This is a genomic window from Streptomyces sp. NPDC002845 (genome assembly GCF_053591955.1).
This window is the reverse complement of the sequence record NZ_JBSFUU010000001.1, coordinates 183,565-200,803: the sequence shown is the minus strand read 5'-3', so window position 1 is coordinate 200,803 and position 17,239 is coordinate 183,565. Positions and strand designations below refer to the sequence as shown.

The following is a 17,239-nucleotide window of genomic DNA, read 5'->3' as shown; positions in this document are numbered from 1 at the left end:
CGTTCACGTGTTCTGTGCCCATGGCCTCAGCCGCGGAGCACACGCCCCTGCTTGTCAGTACGGTCGTTGCTCACGAGGAACATGATCCCGTCGATCAGGGCCCAGATGCCCAGACCACCGCAGGTGAGCAGCTGGGCGACACCCACGCCCACGGAACCGACGTAGAAGCGACCGATGCCGAGGCCGCCCAGGAAGATCTGGAGAATACCGGCGACGATCTTCGACTTGTCGGAGTACGGACGGCCCTGCGGGTCGACACCGAACGGGGCCTCAGAGGCGGGGACGGTCATGGAAGTTGCTCCTGGAAGTGCTGAAGAAGTACGGAAGAAAAACCGGAGCGGATTGCTCCGAGGGGAGTCCAGGAGGGAACGCATGGCAAGGACCGGTAGCGATTCGCGTACAGCCGAGTACGACTGCGTGCGACTGCGTGCGACTGAGTACGGCGCCATCCCCCCTGTTGCCGTGGCAGCGTATGGAGACAGATGGTGCACAGGGGAGAGGGGATGACCGATCGTTCCGATTCCGTGATCAATTTCCGGCCAAGCAACGACAGCTCACGGCAGAAATGCGACCGTCATGGTCTTCGCGGCCAGGTCTACACGGCATTGCGGACGACGGTCCACGCCACCGCCGCCCCCAGCACCAGGACTTGCCCCCGGGCGCCGAGTTCGGGCCGCCAGCGGCGTCCGCGCAGCCCCTCGACGAACCACCGCCCCAGCAGGGCCAGCGCGAAGGGCGCGGCGAGCAGCAGCACCCTGTTGTCGTGCCACGCGGCGGTGAACTGACCGTGCATCAGGTCGTACACCATGCGTGTGCCGCCGCAGGCCGGGCAGAGCAGCCCGGTGACGAGGCGGAACGGGCACTGGGGCAGAAGGTGGCCGGGCTCGTGCGGGTTGGTCCCGTACAGATACACGGCGCCCGCCAGACCGGCGGCGGCCACCGCGAGAGGTGCCGCCGCCGGGTGCCGGTACCGGCTGACAAGCCGTCGTGCGCGGCCTTCCGGCGGCCCCGACTCGGCGACGTCGCGCACGGAGTGGCCGTACCGCTCAGCCACGCAGAATCCGCCCCTGGGAGTCCGTGGTGTTGTTGCTCGTCAGCAGGATGATCCCGTCGATCAGCGCCCAGATGCCGAGGCCGCCGCAGGTGAAGAGCTGTGCGATACCGAGGCCGACGTGGCCGATGTAGAAACGGCCCACACCGAGGCCGCCCAGGAAGAGCTGGAGGATACCGGCGATGATCTTCGACTTGTCGGAGTACGGACGGCCGTAGGGGTCGTAGCCGTACGGGGCGTTCGGGTCCCCGTACCCGTACGCCCCGGGCGCACCGGGACCAGGCCCTGCGGGACCCCCTGGGTATCCGCCCTGCGGGTACCCGTAGCCCGGCTGCTGGTACGGCCCCTGGGGACCGGCGCCGTACGGGTTCCCACCCGGTGCCTGGTAAGGGCCGGCGTTCGGGTACCCGTACCCGGGCTGCGGCGGCTGCTGGGGCTGTTCGGTCACGGTGGTGGCTCCTGCGGGTCGATGGATGAGCTGCTGAATACGGGCTGTTGGCCATATTGCAGGAGGGATGGGCACGGAGAGAAGTCGTTACCGTGACCGGCCGGGCCGGGGGACGGCCGACGAACCCTGCCGTGGGCGAACGGGAGCGAGCCGAGCCGAATTGAATCAACCCGAACCAACCGAGCCGACCCCACGGAATCTCCACACCTCATACAACCCTCGCGTCTCCCGGTTGGTCATACCTGCACCCCTGTCCCGCGCCGCCCCACCGTGCCTGCCTGTGCGCGGCCCGGCCGGACAGGGCACCACCAGACCCAGCGCGGGCCGCCATCGGGCCCCGCGCACACGCAGGAGACGCATGTTCACGCGCAGGAATCTCCGCCTCGCCGCAGCGACGGCCACGGCCGTGTCGTTGACCGGCGGACTGCTCACCCTCTCGGTGAGCCCCACGAACGCCGCCACGCCCGCCAAGTACGCCGACGACTTCAACGGCGACGGCTACCGGGACTACGCCTACTCGGACGGCACCCCCGGATCGGTCGCCGTGACGTACGGGACCAAGTCTGGCCCCGGTACCAAGACCAAGAAGTTCACCCAGAACAGCGCGGGCATCCCCGGGAGGGCCGGTGACTCCGGAGGGTACGCCGACGGGTTCGGCGATGACCTCGCCACCGGTGACTTCAACCGCGACGGGTACGCCGACCTGGCCGTGGCGGACCGGACCGAGAAGGTGAGCGGCAAGGTGAGCGCGGGCGCGGTCACCATCATCTGGGGGTCGAGGGCCGGCCTGGGATCGCAGGCCACCCGAATCCCCGTGCGGGCCCGCACCCACGCCGGGTTCGGCAACGAGATGGAAACCGGCGACTTCAACGGCGACGGCAAGACGGACCTGGCGATCGCCGACGGCAGCGAGACGGTCTACATCTACCGCGGCGGCTTCACCAAGCGCGGCAGGACCGGCAAGGTCACCAAGCACACCCCGCGCGTGACCGATGTCCTCGAACCGACGGGCCTGGTCGCCGGAAGGGTCACCAAGGACAGGGCGACGGACCTGTACGTCCTCGGTCAGGGCTACGTCAACGGCAAGATGACCCAGGCCGCGTTGTTCTGGCGCGGCGGCACCACCATCAAGCGCGGCAGGCTCACGACGTACAACCCCTCGACACCCGACTACAGCCCGACGGGTGTCATCGCGGACTTCAACAAGGACGGCTACGGCGACCTGGCCGTCAGCGACGTGCCCTACAGCAAGTACGCGGGTTCCGTGGTCGTCCTCCGCGGCGGCAAGACCGGCCCGACGACCAAGTACCGCCTCACCCAGGCCACTTCGGGCATCGCCACCGCCCGGACGAAGGGCGACGGCTTCGGCTATTCCCTCTCCGCCCGCGACACCAACCGTGACGGATACCCGGACCTGGCGGTCGGCGTGCCCTGGGAGAAGGTCGGCACGACCGCCGACGCGGGTGGCGTCCACGTCCTGCGCGGCGGCAAGAGGGGCCTCACCGGCACCGGCTCGAAGTGGTTCACCCGCGCGACGGCGGGTGTACCGGGCCGTCCCACACAGCACGAGTCCTTCGGCCTCACCGTCCGCCTCCGTGACGTCAATCGCGACGGCAACCCGGATCTCCTGGCCGCGGGCAACTACGACACGAGCCTGCTCTTCAAGGGCAGCAAGTCCGGCATCACGACCCGTTCCGTGACGGAGCTGAACATCCTGGCGGGCTTCCCGCAGTAGGGGGCCTTCCGCGGGCCGTGGCCGAGGTCGTGACCTTCGCCGACGGCCATGGCCCGCTGTTTCCCACGCGGAGGTAACAGCCCTTACCCACAGTGCTCGTCAGACAGACCACCTGGGCACCACCTGTCGCGGCACCCTCACCCACGACCACTCGATCGGGTGATCGGCGCCCGCTTCACCTCGCAGAGAGCCTCAAGCACCTCAGAGTGCTAGTATGTATACGTACTACGCAGTGAGTGTTTATGGTCTGGCATCTTGAAATGGCCGGAGAGGTGCGCGACTGGCTGCACGAACTACGCAAGGACGACCGCGCCACGGCGCGACTCGTGGGCCAGGCGATCCAGGCTCTTGTGGAGGAGGGCCCGGATCTCGGACGTCCCCTGGTGGACCGGATCAAAGGTTCCGACCTGCATCACCTCAAGGAACTGCGCCCGGGTTCAGCCGGAAGCACGGAGATCAGGATCCTGTTCGCCTTCGACCCGGAGCGCAACGCTGTCCTGCTGGTAGCGGGCGACAAGGCGGGGCAATGGGCGGAGTGGTACCGGCGGGCGATCCCCGTGGCCGAAGAACGCTATACCGAGTGGCTGGACCACCTGGCCCGACGCCGACAGAAGGAGGAACAGAAGTGACCGGCTTCCACTCCTGGGACGAGGTCAAGCACGAGGTCTTCGACACCGACGACCTCGATGACATCGCCGCGGGCGCCCGGCGTATGGTCGCCGAAGCCCGTGCGCACCGGCTCGCCGAAATGCGCAGGCAACTCGGGCTCACCCAACGCGAAGTGGCCGACCGTATGCATGTACGGCAGGAGCGCGTCTCCGCGATCGAGCGCGGCAGGACAGCATCCACAGAGGTGGGAACAGTGGCCGCCTACGTCGCCGCGCTGGGCGGGCAACTGGAGATCGTCGCCGATTTCAACGGGACCCGCGTGGTCGTGGCGTAGCGTCAGCTCCCCGGGGCGACCGCGAGTGACCGCCCCCGAATTCAGGCGGTGGAGGCGCAAAGGCGCGCAGCACGTACTGGACCCGCCCCGCCCGTATGCCTCGGCCGGCGAACATCACCGGCCGGGCATACGGCCTGACGAGCACCGCGCCGAGATGTGACACTCTCCCCTGGGGTGTCACATCTCCGCTGAGAGGCTCCGGAGAACATGTGCCGGGCATCAGCAATGAGGACCGCGCCACTCAATTTCGGTGTCCCGACACGAGACGAATGCGGACGCTCACAGCGTGCGCCATTCCGCCCACACTTCCTTGCCTCCCCCGCTACGGCGCCCGTTGACGACGAGGTAGTGCCCCCATTCATCGGCACACGCCCGCGTGAGCCAGAGCCCGCGCCCACCCTCGGCGTCCCCCGTCGGCCCCTCCGGCCCCGGCCTCTCCCGCGGCGGATACGGACTGCTGTCCCACACACTGAGCCGCAACTGCCCGCTTTCCCGCTGGAGCCGCACGGCCACCGGATCCTTCGTACAGGCAAGGGAGTTGGTGACCAGCTCGGAGGCGACGAGCTGGGCGTTGTCGAGGACGGTCGGGTCGGCCAACAGCGACTAGGCGCTGAGCTGCGCAAACTACGCGAGCGCGCAGGCCTGTCCACACGCGAGGCAGGCCTGAAGCTGGGCGTCGATCCGGCCCGGATCAGCAACATCGAGTCCGGGAGGTTCGGCGTCAGCGCCGACCGTGTTCGAGCGTTCGCGCTCGGATACGACTGCGACGACGAGCTGTACATCGACGCCCTGGCGGCCATGACCACGGGCCGCTCCCGCAACTGGTGGGATGACTACCGCGACCTGCTCCCGCCCGTCCTGTTGGACCTGTCGGAGATGGAGGAGCACGCGATCGCACTCCGCACAGTCCAGTTCACTCACCTTCCCGGACTGCTCCAGACCCCCGACTATGCCCGCCTCGTCTTCCAGCAGAACGTCCCAGCGCTCTCCCCGCCCATGGTCGAGCACCGACTCTCGCACCGCATCAAACGCCAGGGCATCCTGTACGCCGACAAACCGACGCCGTACACCGGGATCATCCATGAGGCCGCCCTGCGCATGCAGTTCGGAGGCCCTGAGATCATGCGCAAGCAACTGGCACACATCGTGGAGATGAGCGAACGTGACCACGTGACCGTCCTCGTCCTCCCCTTCGCGGCAGGTATCTTCCCCGGCGCCGGCCAGACGGTGCTGATCGCCCAGGGGCCGCACCCACAGCTGGACACCGTGCAGTTGGACACGGAACATGGCTCCGAATTCCTGCACGCGGAGGCGCGGTTGGTGAAGTACCGGACGATCATGGGCCGGATGGAAGACCTGTCCCTGGACGCCACCGCGTCCCGCGACTTCCTCCACACCCTCATCGCGAACCTGTGAAAGGCCACCCCATGCCCGAACTCCACTGGCAGAAGTCCTCGTTCAGCAGCGAGGCCAGCAACTGCCTCGAACTCGCCACCGCCCTCGACCGAGCGATCCACCTCCGCGAGTCCGACGAACCCGGGATCACCCTCCCTCTCCCCACCCCGGCCGTCGACTCCCTTCTGGTTGCCATACGTCGAGGTATGCCGGGGTCGCGAAGCTGAGCGATTGGCAGATTTGGCTCAGCCCCAACTGCTGTGAGAAGGCACGATCAGGGTGGTCGGCGAGCCAAACCCTCCAATTGCTCATGGTCAGGCCACGCCAGACCGGGATCAAGACAGAGTTGGCGTTCCCATCGGACAGAAAGTGCGTGACGGCTGGGACAGTTGGGGCTCCTGCTCCAGACTGTCCCCTATGGCACTCCTGAGGAAAGTCACCGCCGCACTGTCCGCCGCCGCGGCGGCGCTGCTCGCGGCAACCCCCACGGCCTCGGCAACGCCCACCCCCTCATACTCTCCCTCCCCCAGTGTGTTCGCCGGGGAGAACTTCAACCGCCTCCCCCTCGGCCCGGTCACCGCAGGCCGCGGTTGGACGACCGACACCTCCAACGGCACGCTGAGCATCGAACCCAGCACCACCGGCCACGGCGGCCGCGAACTCCACCTCCGTACCGAGGGCAACGGCCGCGCCTTCCTCGTCTTCCCCGACCTCGCCCCGCCCGGCAACAGCTTCTGGGCCCGGATGCGGATACGCGTGGACGCCTTCCCCACCGCCCCCGACTGGGCCCACTGGACCATCGCGGAAGCTTCCGGCTCCGACTCCCCCACCCTGGTCCGCCCGCTCGGCGGCCAGTACGCCCCCACCGACCGGGGCAACTTCTGGGGCGTCGGCTCCGACCTGGGCCCCACGGGCGACTGGACGGCGTGGAAGACCTCGGCCCCGGCCGTCGCCGAGAAGTGGCAGTGCGTCGAGTTCCACCTGGACGCCGCCGACAACCGCGTCACGGTCTACCTCGACGGCGTGGAACAGCCCGACCTGACCGTCTCCATGAATAACCACGGCGGCACGGCGGACGACTTCCTCTTCCCCGCCTTCGACGAACTCAAGCTGGGCTGGCAGCTCTACCAGGCCAACCCCACCCCGTCGTCGTACGACATCCGACTGGACGACATCGCCCTGAGCACACGGCGGGTGGGCGGCTGCGCACCCGCCGGTCCCGGACTGGTGAGCCCGCCTGTCGAGGTGTCGGGTACACGCGGCTGATGGCACCCGGCAGACGGTCTTGAGGCGCGCCCGCGGTGATCCGCCGCGGTGTCAGGGCCCCGAAACGCGGCTCATCCGGCGACGAGATCGGCGACCGCAGCCCGGATCGAGGGCAGATCGCCGTGCACCGTGCCAGGACACACGGTCGCCGCCCAGTCGCGGTGTCCGCTGATGGCGGGCACGGTTCGGGTGGCTCCGCTGACGGGATTGCGGTAGGCCACGGCGCCCAGAGGGTCGATGGAGTGCCGCTCGGCCAGTTCGGCCAAGAGCTGGACGAGGGAGGCGCGGGCGGCGCTCGACGCCGGGGTGTCGGTCAGCGTGCCGAGGAGGGCGATGCCGAGGTTTCCGGCGTTGTAACCGCCGATGTGCGCGCCGTTGACCATGCGACGGCCCCCGGCGTCATGCCCGGGGATCCCGTCGGTACCGGACCAGCGCCCCTCGTAGACCCGGCCGTCCGCGTCGATCAGATACTGGTAGCCGATGTCGCCCCAGCCCCTGCCGACCGCCTGGTTGCGGTAGATCGCGCGCACCACGGCCGCAGGGTCGGGATCGGAGCTTCCGTCGGCGGTGTGGTGCACGGACAGGGTCTGGACGGGGTAGTACTCCGGCGGCCAGAGCTCGGTACCGTCGGCGGCGAAACGCAGCGACTCATCGGCACCCCAGTCCCGCCGCGACAGCAATACGTACGCCGCTGACGGCGAGGCCGCCGCTGCCCGGGCCGGAAAGGGCACCGCAACACCTAACGCGGCGGCGGCCGCCCCCAGCGCCCCGAGAAGCCTTCGCCTCGGCAGTGGCGCAACCGCCTGATCCGGGCCGTTCGCTCCGGAGGAACGCTTCAGTCCCATGTCCAGCACCGCCTGTTCTGACGCGATCGGTATGTGGTTGACACAAGGGTGCCCGGGAACGTGACAAACAGGGGCACGGATTTCGGCCGTGCTGAAAAACTGAGGCGGTCGTGGCTTCAGCAGAGCAGCGTGGTCAGTGGATACGACAGAGGCCGCGCGTTCGCCATGTGGGTGACCTCGGTGCGGAGCGCCGGGTCATGGGCGGAAGGGCATCTAATCTGACTCCATGTCAGATCGCGAATCGTACGAACTTCTCGGCTTCGACAACGTCCTCCTCCCCGTCGGCGACCTCGAAGCGGCCGTCGCCTTCTACGAGCGGGCCGGGTTCGAGGTGGACCTCCGGCTGGACGAGGCCGGGATCGCGGTGCTCAAGGTGGGCAAGGAGACGCCGGGGGTGCTGCTCAGGCTGGAGGAGGCGCTCGGGCAGCGGCCGCCGGGGTGGGCCTCGGCTCGGGTGTGGCTGGAGGTGCGGGATGCGCGCGCCAAGGCCGCGGCTCTCGTCGGGGCCGGGGTGCGGCCTCTCGATACGCCCTCCCCCGGCGCCACGGGGTGGACCGTCGAGGTCGCCGATCCCTGGGGGAACGTCATCGGGTTCACGGACTACAGCAAGCGGCCGGAGCTGGGGCGGAGCTGATGGGAGAGGAGGAAGGATGGAGGAGGGAGGGGCGGCATCCGCGTGACTCGTCGACTCGTCAGGTCTCGTCACGCCTCGTTAGGCTCTGCCCGTGCCCGCCGCAGCGAACGACAGCCCCAGCGCCAGCCCGAGCCCCCCCGGCCTCGGTTCCGACGGCCCCGGCCCCGACCCTGATCTCGGTCCTCGCCCTGGCCGCGCCCCCGCCCCCACCCCCGGTGTCGACAGCGACCGTACCGCCGCCAGAAGCTCCGCCAAGTCCGAGCAGACCCGGGCGCTGATCCTGGAGACCGCCCTGCGGCTCTTCCAGGAGCGGGGGTACGACAGGACGACCATGCGGGCGATCGCGCGGGAGGCCGGGGTCTCCGTCGGCAACGCGTACTACTACTTCGCCGGCAAGGAGCACCTGATCCAGGGGTTCTACGACCGGATCGGGGCCGAGCACCAGCGGGCGGTGCGGCCGGTACTGGAGCGGGAGACCGAGCTGGAGGCGCGGATCGCGGGGGTGCTCAAGGCGTGGCTGGATGTGGCGGAGCCGTACCACGAGTTCGCCGCCCAGTTCTTCAAGAACGCCGCCGACCCCGACAGCCCTCTCAGCCCCTTCTCCCCCGAGTCGGAGCGCCCCCGCCAGGAGGCCATCGCCCTGCACCGGGAGGTGCTGGCCGGGTCGAAGGCCAAGGTGCCCGATGAACTCCGGGATGCGCTCCCGGAGTTGATGTGGCTGTCCCAGATGGGGCTCGTGCTGTACTGGGTCTTCGACCGGACCGAGGGGCGCGAGCGCAGCTACCGGCTCGCCGAGCGCGGGGCCCGCATCACCGCCCGGGGTGTCGCCCTGGCCCGGTTCCGGGTGCTGCGGCCCCTCGTCCACGAGGTGCACGAGCTGTTCACGGACTTTCTGCCGGGGATGACGAAGGTGCTGCGGGACCCCGGCGTCAAGGGGCGGGCAGAGTGATCACCATCGGGTGAAGCGGCTGGAACGCGACACCTGGCACCCGACCTGCCTACGATGATGCTCTCGACACCAGCCCACGGGAGGCACGTGATGTCCGCTGCATCTGTCGAGCGGTCCTCCGGCGATCGGCCGCTAACGGCCCTGGCCGACGAGATCATGGAGCGCCATCCGGGCTACCGCGTCGAGATCATCGGAGGCCAGATCCTCGTGTCCCCACCGCCGGACGCACCCCACGCGGACGCCCTGACGGAGCTGATGATCCCGTTCCTCTCGGGAGGGCTGCACAGCGACGAGACCAAGGTGCTTCAAGGTGTTGGGCTGTGGCTCCCCGATGGTCCGGAAGACTACGCGATCCCCGATCTCGTTGTGATGGACGCGGACTACCGTGACCACTTCATCGAGAACAACTGCTACGACCCGGTCTGCTTCCGCCTGGTCCTGGAGGTCACCTCCAGCAACTACCGGACAGACCTGCGCACCAAAGTCGCCGCTTACGCCCAGGCGCGCATCCCGGTCTACGCCATCGTCAACCGCAAGCACCAGCGCCTGCACGTTCTCACCGACCCAGCCGGGGACGAGTACGAGAACCACCGCCCGTACGCCCCCGGCGAGATCGTCGCGCTGCCCGACTCCATCGGCGCCAAGGTCACCCTCGACGTGGAGCAGATCCTCAAAGCCGGGCAGCCGAAGGCTAATTGACCGCGTCCACCTCCCCCTCAGCCACCTCCGCCAGCTCCACGTCGTACACCAGCGGCCCCTCGTCCACGACCACGTGCCGGGCTCGGGAGGCGTACGGCTGGGCCGTGGCCGCCAGGAGATACGTGCCCGGGGCCGGGACCGCGACGATGTAGGAGCCGTCCGCCAGAGACGTCACCCGGTCCAGCTGGCGTCCGCCCCGCGACAGCAGCGTGACCGCGGCACCCTCCACCGGGTCGCCCTCGACCGTGCGGATGAAGCCGTGGATCACCGAGGCGTGGCCCTCCTCAGCGGGCAGAGCATCCGCCGCCGGGACCGCCGCCTCCTCCTTCGGCTCCACCGCGAGATGCGGCAACCGCTTCTCCAGCCCGGCCGGCAGCCACCAGTTGGACTTGCCGAGCAGATGCATCGCGGCCGGTACCAGGGCCGTGCGCAGGATGAACGCGTCCAGCGCGACCGCCGCGGCGAGGCCGATGCCCGCCATCGCGCCCTCCATGTCGCCGCTCAGCACAAACGCGCTGAACACGCAGATCATGATCAGGGCGGCGCAGTTGATGACCCGGCTGGTCTCGGCCAGGCCGACGCGTACCGCCCGTGCGTTGTCCTTGGTGTGCACCCACTCCTCGTGCATCCGGCTGACCAGGAACACCTGGTAGTCCATCGAGAGGCCGAAGAGGAGGGACAGCATGATGACCGGGAGGAAGGCCGTGATCGGGCCCTCCTTGCCGATGCCGATGAGCTCCGTGCCCCAGCCCCACTGGAAGATCGCCACGAGGACGCCGAAGGACGCGGCCGCCGCGATGAGGTTCATGAGCGCGGCGGTGAGCGGGACCACCAGTGAGCGGAAGGCCACCAGCAGGAGCAGGAAGCCGAGCGTGATGATGGCCGCGACGAAGTACGGCAGACGGTCGCCCGTCACCGACGCGAAGTCCTTGAAGACCGCCGTCACACCGCCCACATGCGCCTCGGCCCCGGATGCCGGGATCACGTCGTCGCGCAGGCGGTCGATCAGGCGGTCGGTGTCCTCGGACTGCGGTGACGTGGTCGGTACCACCTGGATCACCGAGACGCCGTTCGTGGGCGGGAGGGCGGCTGCCTGGGCCACACCCTCCGTCGTCTCGATGGCCGAGATCAGGGCGGGAGGAGCGTCGCCGTCCACGACCACCTGGAGGGGGCCGTTGACACCGGGGCCGAAGCCCTCGGCGAGGAGGTCGTACGCCTGCCGGGTGGTCGTCGACTCCTGGTGGTTGCCCTGGTCGGTGGCGCCGAGGCGGATCGACAGGACGGGCAGGGCGAGGACCGCCATGACGACGAGGGCCATCGCCGCGATCGAGCGCGGGCGACGCTGTACGTACGACGACCAGCGCGCCGCCAGGCCGCTCGCCTCCGCCGGCTCCGGGCCCGTCGCGGCGAGGCGACGCCGCTGCCGGCGGCTGAGGACGCGCGGGCCGAGCAGGCCCAGCAGGGCGGGGAGGAGGGTGATGGCGGCCAGCACGCTCAGGACGACCGTCAGCGAGGTCGCGATGACCACGCCGTCCAGGAACCGCATGTTCATCACCAGCATTCCGGCGAGGGCGATGCACACCGTGCCGCCCGCGAACAGCACCGCCCGGCCGGAGGTGTTGAGGGCCGTGACCGCCGCCTCCTCCGGCTTGTCGCCGCGCAGGATGCCGCGCCGGTGGCGGGTGACGATGAACAGCGCGTAGTCGATACCGACGCCGAGGCCGATCAACGAGCCGAGGAGCGGGGCGACTTCGGGCACGTCCGTGACATGGCCGAGCAGGATCGTGGCGATCATGCCGGTGCCGACGCCCGCGATGGCGACGACGATGGGCAGCAGCATCGCGAAGAGCGAGCCGAAGGCGAGGAAGAGCACGACCGCCGCCGCGAGGATGCCGACCGCCTCGGCCGTGCCCTGCGGCGGCTCCTGGGTGCGGGCGATCGCCTGGCCGCCCAACTCGACCTGCAGACCGTCGCGTTCGGCGGCCCGGGCGATGTCGACGACCTCCTCGACGGTCTCCTTCGGGATGGCGTTCGCCTCGTCCGCGAAGGTGATCTGGGCGTACGCGATCCGCCCGTCCTGGCTGATCTGCGCGGCGCCGCCCCGGCCCGCGTACGGGTTGGTGACCTCGCCGACGCCCTCGATACCGCCGATCTCTTCGAGCGCGGGCTCGATCCGGGACCGTACGGCCTCGTCCTCGACCGAACCCGCGGTGCCCTCGTCGATCTTCCACACCACCGTGTCGGTGTCGCCCGCGCGCTCCGGGAAGGCCTTCTCCATCAGGTCGTACGCGCGCTTGGAGTCCGTGTCCGGCAGGGAGAAGACGTTCGCGTAATTGGTGCCCGCGGCCGTCCCCGCGAAGCCCAGGCCGAACAGTGTCCCCACCCACAGCAACAGGACCACCAGCCGGTGCCGATAGCACCACCGTGCCAATGTCGCCACGCTCAACTCACCTCAGTCATCCGTCGGTTGATCGGTCGGTCCCCCCAGGTCCTGGGCAACAGCATTGGGTGCGGCGCACGCACGGGCACACGATCCGCCGGTGACTCTCAAGGAACTCCAAAGCGCGAACCTCCTCCCCCCTCCGGGCCCGCCGCGGATACTGAGGACATGACCGGTCACGAGGGACACGAGGGGGCACTCCAAGGGGCCCACGAGGGAGCCACCGTCCTCGTCGTCGAGGACGAGGAGAGCATCGCGGACGTCCTGACCATCGCCCTGCGCTACCACCGCTTCGAGGTGATGACCGCGGGCACCGTCCGCGAAGGCCTCGCGCTCGCCGAGCGCACCCGCCCGGATGCGGCCCTGCTCGACGTGATGCTCCCGGACGGCGACGGCCGGGCGCTGGGCCGTGAACTGCGCGCCAAGCAGCCGGAGTTGGCGTTGGTCTTCCTGACCGCTCGGGACGCCGCCGCCGAGGTCGTGGGCGCCCTCGGCTTCGGCGACGACTACATCACCAAGCCGTTCAACATCGACGAGGTGGTCGCCCGTGTCACCGCGGTCCTGCGCCGCACCCGCCGCGCCGACGTCCTCCCCCAGCGCCCGCCCCTGCGCTACGGCGACCTGGAGCTGGACGAGACGACGTACTCGGTGCACCGCGCGGGCCGTTCGGTGGAGCTGACGCCCACGGAGTACGCCCTGCTGCGGTTCCTGGTGCGCAACGGGGGCCGGATCGTGCCCAAGGAGCAACTCCTGCGCCACGTATGGCAGTACGACGAGCACGTACCGGCCGAGTCGACCGTCGTCGAGACGTACATCAGCTATCTGCGGCGCAAGCTCGACGCGCTCGGGCCGCCGGTCATCACGACCAGGCGGGGCGTCGGGTACGGGCTGGCGTGAAACCGCCGCTGATCCGGTGGCCCCGCTGCCACCACGGCCTCCACTCCCTGCGCGGTGGGCTCACGATGGTGAACGTGGGGCTGCTGGCCCTGGGTATCGCCGTGGCGACCGTCGTCAGTGTGATGGGCATGCGGCTCTATCTGCTCGACACCGTCGACACGGAACTCATGGCGACCCGCGACTCGATCGGCGGCTCCCGGCTCAGCCTGGAGCAGGTCGACTCGTTGAGCGCGCTGATCTCCCTGCGGGACAAGGTCTCACCCGCGCCCTCCGGACAGGACGACGGCGAGTCGCCGGTGCGGAACGCCATCTACACGGTGGTGGACGACGAGGGGCGGCCCATGGCCCTCGGCGGTTTCGCGCCGACCGACAGCCAGCGCGCACTCGCCGCCGCGGTGGACGACCCGGCCGCCCTCACCGCCGACGACGAGCCGCACGACGTCAGGGTGCGGGGCGCCCCCCACCGGGTCACCGCGGCACAGCTGGTCGACGGCACGACCGTACTGCTCGCCACGTCGACCGAGTCCCTGCACCAGGTCGTCAGCAAGGCACTCAAGCTCGACTTCGTCGTGGGAGCCCTCCTGCTGGCGCTGCTCGCGGTACTGACGATGATCGCCGTGAGCCGCCGGATGCGCCCCCTGGAGGACATGGTGGAGACCTCGTCGGCGATCGCCGAGGGGGACCTGACCCGGCGCGTGCCCTCCAGCCGCGAGGCCACCTTGGAGGTCGAACAGCTCCGCCTCGCCCTCAACTCCATGCTCCACCAGGTCGAATCGGCCTACCGCACCCGCGAGCACACCGCCGCCCAGCTGCGCCGCTTCGTCGGCGACGCCTCCCACGAGCTGCGTACGCCCCTGTCGGCGATCCGCGGCTACCTCCAGCTGTACGAGCGGGGCATGCTCACCGACGCCGACGAGCGCAAGCGGGCCTGGGACCGGATGAACGGCGAGGTCGACCGCATGGGCCGCCTCGTCGACGAGCTCCTCACCCTCGCCCGCCTCGACCAGCAGCCCGAACTCCGGTTCAGGAACGTCGACGTGAGCCGCCTGGTCCGGGACGCGGCCGCCGACCTGCGCGCCCAGCAGCCGGGCCGCCCGGTCACGGTCGATGCCGACGGCGCCCTCCTCGTCCACGCCGACGAGTCGGGGCTCCGCCAGGTCCTCGGCAACCTCGTGGGCAACGTCCGCACCCACACGCCCGCCGACGTCGCCGTACGGCTCGGGGTGGAGCGGGAGAACGGGGTCGTACGGCTGTGCGTCGCGGACGAGGGGCCCGGGCTCGCCGAGGAGGACGCGGCCCGTATCTTCGACCGTTTCTTCCGCGCGGGCGGCGGCGCGGGCAGCGGGCTCGGCATGTCGATCGTGCAGGGGGTGGTACGGGCCCACGGGGGTGACGTGGAGGTGCGGACGGCACCGGGCGAGGGCTTGAAGGTGACGGTGACACTGCCTCGGTAAGGGACGCGGGACCGCGACATGTGCGGCTCCGCCGCGCGGGCGCGATCAACCGCCGCGGCCCGCAGCCGCGCGCCCAAGAGGCCCACCCGCGCCGGAGCGTCACGGCCCCCGAGCGGAGCGACATACGCCCACACCGTCCGGCCGTGTCTGCCCCGGCTCCACACGCCCCACGCCGCCGCGATGTGCTCCACCAGGTACAGCCCGCGGCCGGTCTCGTCCCAGGCGCTGGCTTCCCGCAGCCGGGGCGACACCGTGCCCTCGCCGGAGACCTCGATGAGACAGAAGCCGTCGGCGAGGGCGGTCACCGCGACCTCGAACTCCCGCTCCAGCAAGGGGCCGTGGCGTACGACGTCGGTGACCGGCTCGGAGACCAGGAGTACGGCGTCCTCCAGGGCCGTGTCGCCGGTGCCGCCCCCAGTCGGCCAGGTGGTCCCGCACCCGGTGCCGGGCGAGACCGACGGAGGCGGGATGACGTGGCAGGCGGAAGGAATCGCGTCTCAGCGCGTTCGCCCCTCACCCTGCGCACGACTCCGACACAGTTGACATCCTCGCCTGCGTGAACGCAGGCGATTTCGGTCAGCACCGCTACGCGGTGCTCCCTTGGGTTCCTGCTTCATCGACCCCTGCCACCCGAGGGTGGTCTGACAAGGTCTCCACAGGCTTGACGTCCCGCCAGTCCGGCGGTAGGTCCGCCAACTACGTTGTCGGACAAGGCGACTTTAGCAGTGCCGCTGCGACCCTCCGGGCCGCTGGGCTCAGGATGCCCTACACCTCCACCCTGAAGGGTGGCCTGGGCAAGTGTTCGGTAGCAGCGTCGAGTGAGGATTCGGCGTCACGCCTGCTTCGACGCCAGCTCCACCACCGTGATGTCCGACGGCGCCCCCACCCGCACCGGCGGCCCCCACGCCCCCGCGCCGCGGGTGACGTACAGCTGGGTGTCGCCGTACCGCTCCAGGCCCGCGACAGTGGGGTTGGCCAGGCCCGCGACGTAGTTCATGGGCCACATCTGGCCGCCGTGGGTGTGGCCGGAGAGCTGGAGGTCGACGCCGTGGTCGACGGCGTCATGGATCTGGACGGGCTGGTGGGCGAGGAGGACGACCGGACGCGAGGTGTCGCGGTCGCCGAGGGCCTTGGCGTAGTCGGGGCCCTGGCCCTGGTCCTCGCCGCTCACGTCATTGACGCCGGCGAGGTCGAAGACGGGGAGTTCGGTGCGGGCGTTCTCCAGCGGGCGCAGGCCCAGTCGCCGTACCTCCTCGACCCATTGCTCGGCCCCGGAGAAGTACTCGTGGTTGCCCGTGACGAAGTACGAGCCGTGGCGCGCCTGCAACTGCGCCAGGGGCGCGGCCGCCGGGCCCAGGTCCTCGACCGAGCCGTCCACCAGGTCACCGACCACCGCGATGAGGTCGGGCTGCGTGGAGTTGATCGTGTCGACGACCTTCTGCGCGAAGCCCCGGCCCAGCATCGGCCCCAGGTGGATGTCGCTGACCACCGCGATCCTGAATCCGTGGGCCGCGCGCGGGAGTTTGGCCAGCGGTACGGTGACCCGCTTCACCTTGGGGCCGCGTACGACGCCGTACGTGCCGTAGCCGACGGTGCCCAGCGCGGTGGCCGCCACGGCTCCGCCGACGACGCGGGAGACGAAGAGGCGGCGGGAGGGGGCGGTGGGAGCGACCTGCCGGGCGGGCTCCGTCGGTTCCGTCGGTTCCGCCGGTTCGGCGGCGTGTCCCGCCCCGGCCGGGACCGACTCGGCCTCCCGTACGGCCACCGGCTCCTGAACCGGAGCCGGAGCCTCGGCCTCGGCCGATGCCCCGCGCGCCGCCAACCGCCGTACGAGCGGCCGGAGAAACTCCCCGGCGACCAGGGCCACCAGCAGATACAGCCACACCGCCAGCCACATGAAGCCCGGCCAGCCCAGCACCTGCTGGAGCCAGAAGGGAGCGCCTCCCCGCTCGGCCGCGAACGCCGCGAACAACAGCACCGGCCCGGCGATGAACACGACCGTGCCCACCCGGCGGGCCACACCCGGGCCGGACGTCGTGTCACGCACCAGACGGCGCCACGCGTACCAGTGCAGGGCCCCGAAGGCGGCCAGCACCGCCACGGCGACGAGGACGAAGACGATGACCATTCCGCAGTACCCCTCGCTATGACTTCCGACGGAGTGCGCGCAGTCCGCGCAACCCGATGACCCCGATGGCCGTCCCAAGGACAAAGGACACGACGGCGAGGGTCAGATGCACCCAGAAGTACGCCGTCGGATCTCCCGCGTCATCGAACGCGAGTCCACTGGCGTCCCGCCATAGATTTCTGACGAAAGTGACCCAGATGACCCAGCTCCACACCCCGAAGGAGAGCAGGAACCAGGAGAGGGGGCGGCTGAGCTTCATGGGTTCAGTATCGCTGTCGTCCGGGCGGTTCTCGTCGAGGGGTGGGGACGGTGGGTTCCCGTCAGGCGGTGGGGACGGCGGTTTCCCGTCAGGCGG

General features: G+C 69.9%; 19 protein-coding genes and 1 pseudogene. 11 read left to right on the top strand and 9 right to left on the bottom strand.

Annotated elements, in window-relative coordinates; translation table 11 throughout:
- Nucleotides 1–26: 26 nt before the first annotated feature.
- The 3 genes from ACWD3C_RS00840 to ACWD3C_RS00830 form a co-directional block, all read right to left on the bottom strand.
- Entirely contained in the window at nucleotides 27–290 is a 264-nt protein-coding gene (locus tag ACWD3C_RS00840) for a TM2 domain-containing protein (RefSeq protein WP_451138589.1), read from the bottom strand.
- Between the two features lie 305 nt (nucleotides 291–595).
- Nucleotides 596–940: a DUF2752 domain-containing protein gene (locus ACWD3C_RS00835; protein WP_451138764.1), complete on the bottom strand. Its 345-nt coding sequence runs from the start codon at nucleotides 938–940 to the stop codon at nucleotides 596–598.
- A 106-nt stretch (nucleotides 941–1,046) separates the two neighbouring features.
- A complete protein-coding gene (locus ACWD3C_RS00830; protein ID WP_451138587.1) occupies nucleotides 1,047–1,499 on the bottom strand; it encodes a TM2 domain-containing protein in 453 nt (150 codons plus the stop codon).
- A 358-nt stretch (nucleotides 1,500–1,857) separates the two neighbouring features.
- On the opposite strand from ACWD3C_RS00830, the gene ACWD3C_RS00825 reads away from it, so the two are divergent.
- The 3 genes from ACWD3C_RS00825 (at nucleotide 1,858) to ACWD3C_RS00815 (ending at nucleotide 4,177) form a co-directional block, all read left to right on the top strand.
- Nucleotides 1,858–3,234 carry an FG-GAP and VCBS repeat-containing protein gene (locus tag ACWD3C_RS00825; RefSeq protein ID WP_451138585.1) on the top strand — a complete coding sequence of 459 codons (1,377 nt, stop codon included), beginning with the start codon at nucleotides 1,858–1,860 and terminating at the stop codon, nucleotides 3,232–3,234.
- A gap of 242 nt (nucleotides 3,235–3,476) precedes the next feature.
- A complete protein-coding gene (locus tag ACWD3C_RS00820; protein ID WP_451138583.1) occupies nucleotides 3,477–3,863 on the top strand; it encodes a type II toxin-antitoxin system RelE/ParE family toxin in 387 nt (128 codons plus the stop codon).
- Nucleotides 3,860–4,177, top strand: a complete 318-nt coding sequence (locus ACWD3C_RS00815) for a helix-turn-helix domain-containing protein (protein ID WP_451138581.1) — start codon at nucleotides 3,860–3,862, stop codon at nucleotides 4,175–4,177. Before ACWD3C_RS00820 ends, ACWD3C_RS00815 begins: the two co-directional genes overlap by 4 nt.
- Nucleotides 4,178–4,456: 279 nt before the next feature.
- On the opposite strand, the gene ACWD3C_RS00810 is transcribed toward ACWD3C_RS00815, so the two are convergent.
- Nucleotides 4,457–4,774 (bottom strand): ATP-binding protein, encoded by a 318-nt coding sequence (locus tag ACWD3C_RS00810; protein ID WP_451138762.1) that lies wholly within the window; start codon nucleotides 4,772–4,774, stop codon nucleotides 4,457–4,459.
- On the opposite strand from ACWD3C_RS00810, the gene ACWD3C_RS00805 reads away from it, so the two are divergent.
- The 3 genes from ACWD3C_RS00805 (at nucleotide 4,658) to ACWD3C_RS00795 (ending at nucleotide 6,838) form a co-directional block, all read left to right on the top strand.
- Entirely contained in the window at nucleotides 4,658–5,593 is a 936-nt protein-coding gene (locus tag ACWD3C_RS00805) for a helix-turn-helix domain-containing protein (RefSeq protein ID WP_451138760.1), read from the top strand. The genes ACWD3C_RS00810 and ACWD3C_RS00805 overlap by 117 nt on opposite strands.
- Before the next feature lie 11 nt (nucleotides 5,594–5,604).
- A complete protein-coding gene (locus tag ACWD3C_RS00800) occupies nucleotides 5,605–5,799 on the top strand; it encodes a DUF397 domain-containing protein (protein WP_451138579.1) in 195 nt (64 codons plus the stop codon).
- Between the two features lie 190 nt (nucleotides 5,800–5,989).
- Entirely contained in the window at nucleotides 5,990–6,838 is an 849-nt protein-coding gene (locus ACWD3C_RS00795; RefSeq protein ID WP_451138577.1) for a hypothetical protein, read from the top strand.
- Between the two features lie 71 nt (nucleotides 6,839–6,909).
- On the opposite strand, the gene ACWD3C_RS00790 is transcribed toward ACWD3C_RS00795, so the two are convergent.
- Nucleotides 6,910–7,569, bottom strand: coding sequence for a peptidoglycan recognition protein family protein (locus ACWD3C_RS00790; protein ID WP_451138575.1), 660 nt, complete (start codon nucleotides 7,567–7,569; stop codon nucleotides 6,910–6,912).
- Between the two features lie 340 nt (nucleotides 7,570–7,909).
- Here ACWD3C_RS00790 and ACWD3C_RS00785 point away from each other — a divergent pair, with 340 nt between their 5' ends.
- From ACWD3C_RS00785 to ACWD3C_RS00775, 3 genes are all read left to right on the top strand, one after another.
- Nucleotides 7,910–8,317, top strand: a complete 408-nt coding sequence (locus tag ACWD3C_RS00785) for a VOC family protein (RefSeq protein WP_451138573.1) — start codon at nucleotides 7,910–7,912, stop codon at nucleotides 8,315–8,317.
- 91 nt (nucleotides 8,318–8,408) lie between these two features.
- Nucleotides 8,409–9,266, top strand: a complete 858-nt coding sequence (locus ACWD3C_RS00780; RefSeq protein WP_451138571.1) for a TetR family transcriptional regulator — start codon at nucleotides 8,409–8,411, stop codon at nucleotides 9,264–9,266.
- A gap of 90 nt (nucleotides 9,267–9,356) precedes the next feature.
- Complete coding sequence (locus ACWD3C_RS00775) at nucleotides 9,357–9,965, top strand: Uma2 family endonuclease (protein WP_451138569.1); 609 nt, start codon at nucleotides 9,357–9,359, stop codon at nucleotides 9,963–9,965.
- On the opposite strand, the gene ACWD3C_RS00770 is transcribed toward ACWD3C_RS00775, so the two are convergent.
- Nucleotides 9,958–12,396, bottom strand: coding sequence for an MMPL family transporter (locus tag ACWD3C_RS00770; RefSeq protein ID WP_451138758.1), 2,439 nt, complete (start codon nucleotides 12,394–12,396; stop codon nucleotides 9,958–9,960). The genes ACWD3C_RS00775 and ACWD3C_RS00770 overlap by 8 nt on opposite strands.
- A gap of 177 nt (nucleotides 12,397–12,573) precedes the next feature.
- Here ACWD3C_RS00770 and ACWD3C_RS00765 point away from each other — a divergent pair, with 177 nt between their 5' ends.
- The gene (locus tag ACWD3C_RS00765; protein ID WP_451138567.1) at nucleotides 12,574–13,302 is read left to right on the top strand and encodes a response regulator transcription factor; all 729 of its coding nucleotides are present in this window, start codon (nucleotides 12,574–12,576) and stop codon (nucleotides 13,300–13,302) included.
- Nucleotides 13,303–13,367: 65 nt separating this feature from the next.
- Nucleotides 13,368–14,756, top strand: coding sequence for an ATP-binding protein (locus ACWD3C_RS00760; protein WP_451138756.1), 1,389 nt, complete (start codon nucleotides 13,368–13,370; stop codon nucleotides 14,754–14,756).
- A 119-nt stretch (nucleotides 14,757–14,875) separates the two neighbouring features.
- Here ACWD3C_RS00760 and ACWD3C_RS00755 read toward each other — a convergent pair.
- The 3 genes and pseudogenes from ACWD3C_RS00755 to ACWD3C_RS00745 form a co-directional block, all read right to left on the bottom strand.
- A pseudogene (locus ACWD3C_RS00755) lies at nucleotides 14,876–15,257 on the bottom strand (ATP-binding protein); the annotation flags it as partial.
- Between the two features lie 331 nt (nucleotides 15,258–15,588).
- Nucleotides 15,589–16,884, bottom strand: coding sequence for a metallophosphoesterase (locus tag ACWD3C_RS00750; protein ID WP_451138565.1), 1,296 nt, complete (start codon nucleotides 16,882–16,884; stop codon nucleotides 15,589–15,591).
- A gap of 16 nt (nucleotides 16,885–16,900) precedes the next feature.
- A complete protein-coding gene (locus ACWD3C_RS00745) occupies nucleotides 16,901–17,143 on the bottom strand; it encodes an SCO4848 family membrane protein (RefSeq protein ID WP_451138563.1) in 243 nt (80 codons plus the stop codon).
- Between the last annotated feature and the right edge of the window lie 96 nt (nucleotides 17,144–17,239).

Excerpts from the sequence above, each read along its gene's own strand:
- ACWD3C_RS00840 (WP_451138589.1), bottom strand. The coding sequence starts at position 290 with ATGACCGTCCCCGCCTCTGAGGCCCCGTTCGGTGTCGACCCGCAGGGC.
- ACWD3C_RS00750 (WP_451138565.1), bottom strand. The coding sequence starts at position 16,884 with ATGGTCATCGTCTTCGTCCTCGTCGCCGTGGCGGTGCTGGCCGCCTTC.
- ACWD3C_RS00800 (WP_451138579.1), top strand. The coding sequence starts at position 5,605 with ATGCCCGAACTCCACTGGCAGAAGTCCTCGTTCAGCAGCGAGGCCAGC.
- ACWD3C_RS00775 (WP_451138569.1), top strand. The coding sequence starts at position 9,357 with ATGTCCGCTGCATCTGTCGAGCGGTCCTCCGGCGATCGGCCGCTAACG.
- ACWD3C_RS00795 (WP_451138577.1), top strand. The coding sequence starts at position 5,990 with ATGGCACTCCTGAGGAAAGTCACCGCCGCACTGTCCGCCGCCGCGGCG.
- ACWD3C_RS00785 (WP_451138573.1), top strand. The coding sequence starts at position 7,910 with ATGTCAGATCGCGAATCGTACGAACTTCTCGGCTTCGACAACGTCCTC.
- ACWD3C_RS00765 (WP_451138567.1), top strand. The coding sequence starts at position 12,574 with ATGACCGGTCACGAGGGACACGAGGGGGCACTCCAAGGGGCCCACGAG.
- ACWD3C_RS00745 (WP_451138563.1), bottom strand. The coding sequence starts at position 17,143 with ATGAAGCTCAGCCGCCCCCTCTCCTGGTTCCTGCTCTCCTTCGGGGTG.
- ACWD3C_RS00820 (WP_451138583.1), top strand. The coding sequence starts at position 3,477 with ATGGTCTGGCATCTTGAAATGGCCGGAGAGGTGCGCGACTGGCTGCAC.
- ACWD3C_RS00825 (WP_451138585.1), top strand. The coding sequence starts at position 1,858 with ATGTTCACGCGCAGGAATCTCCGCCTCGCCGCAGCGACGGCCACGGCC.
- ACWD3C_RS00760 (WP_451138756.1), top strand. The coding sequence starts at position 13,368 with ATGGTGAACGTGGGGCTGCTGGCCCTGGGTATCGCCGTGGCGACCGTC.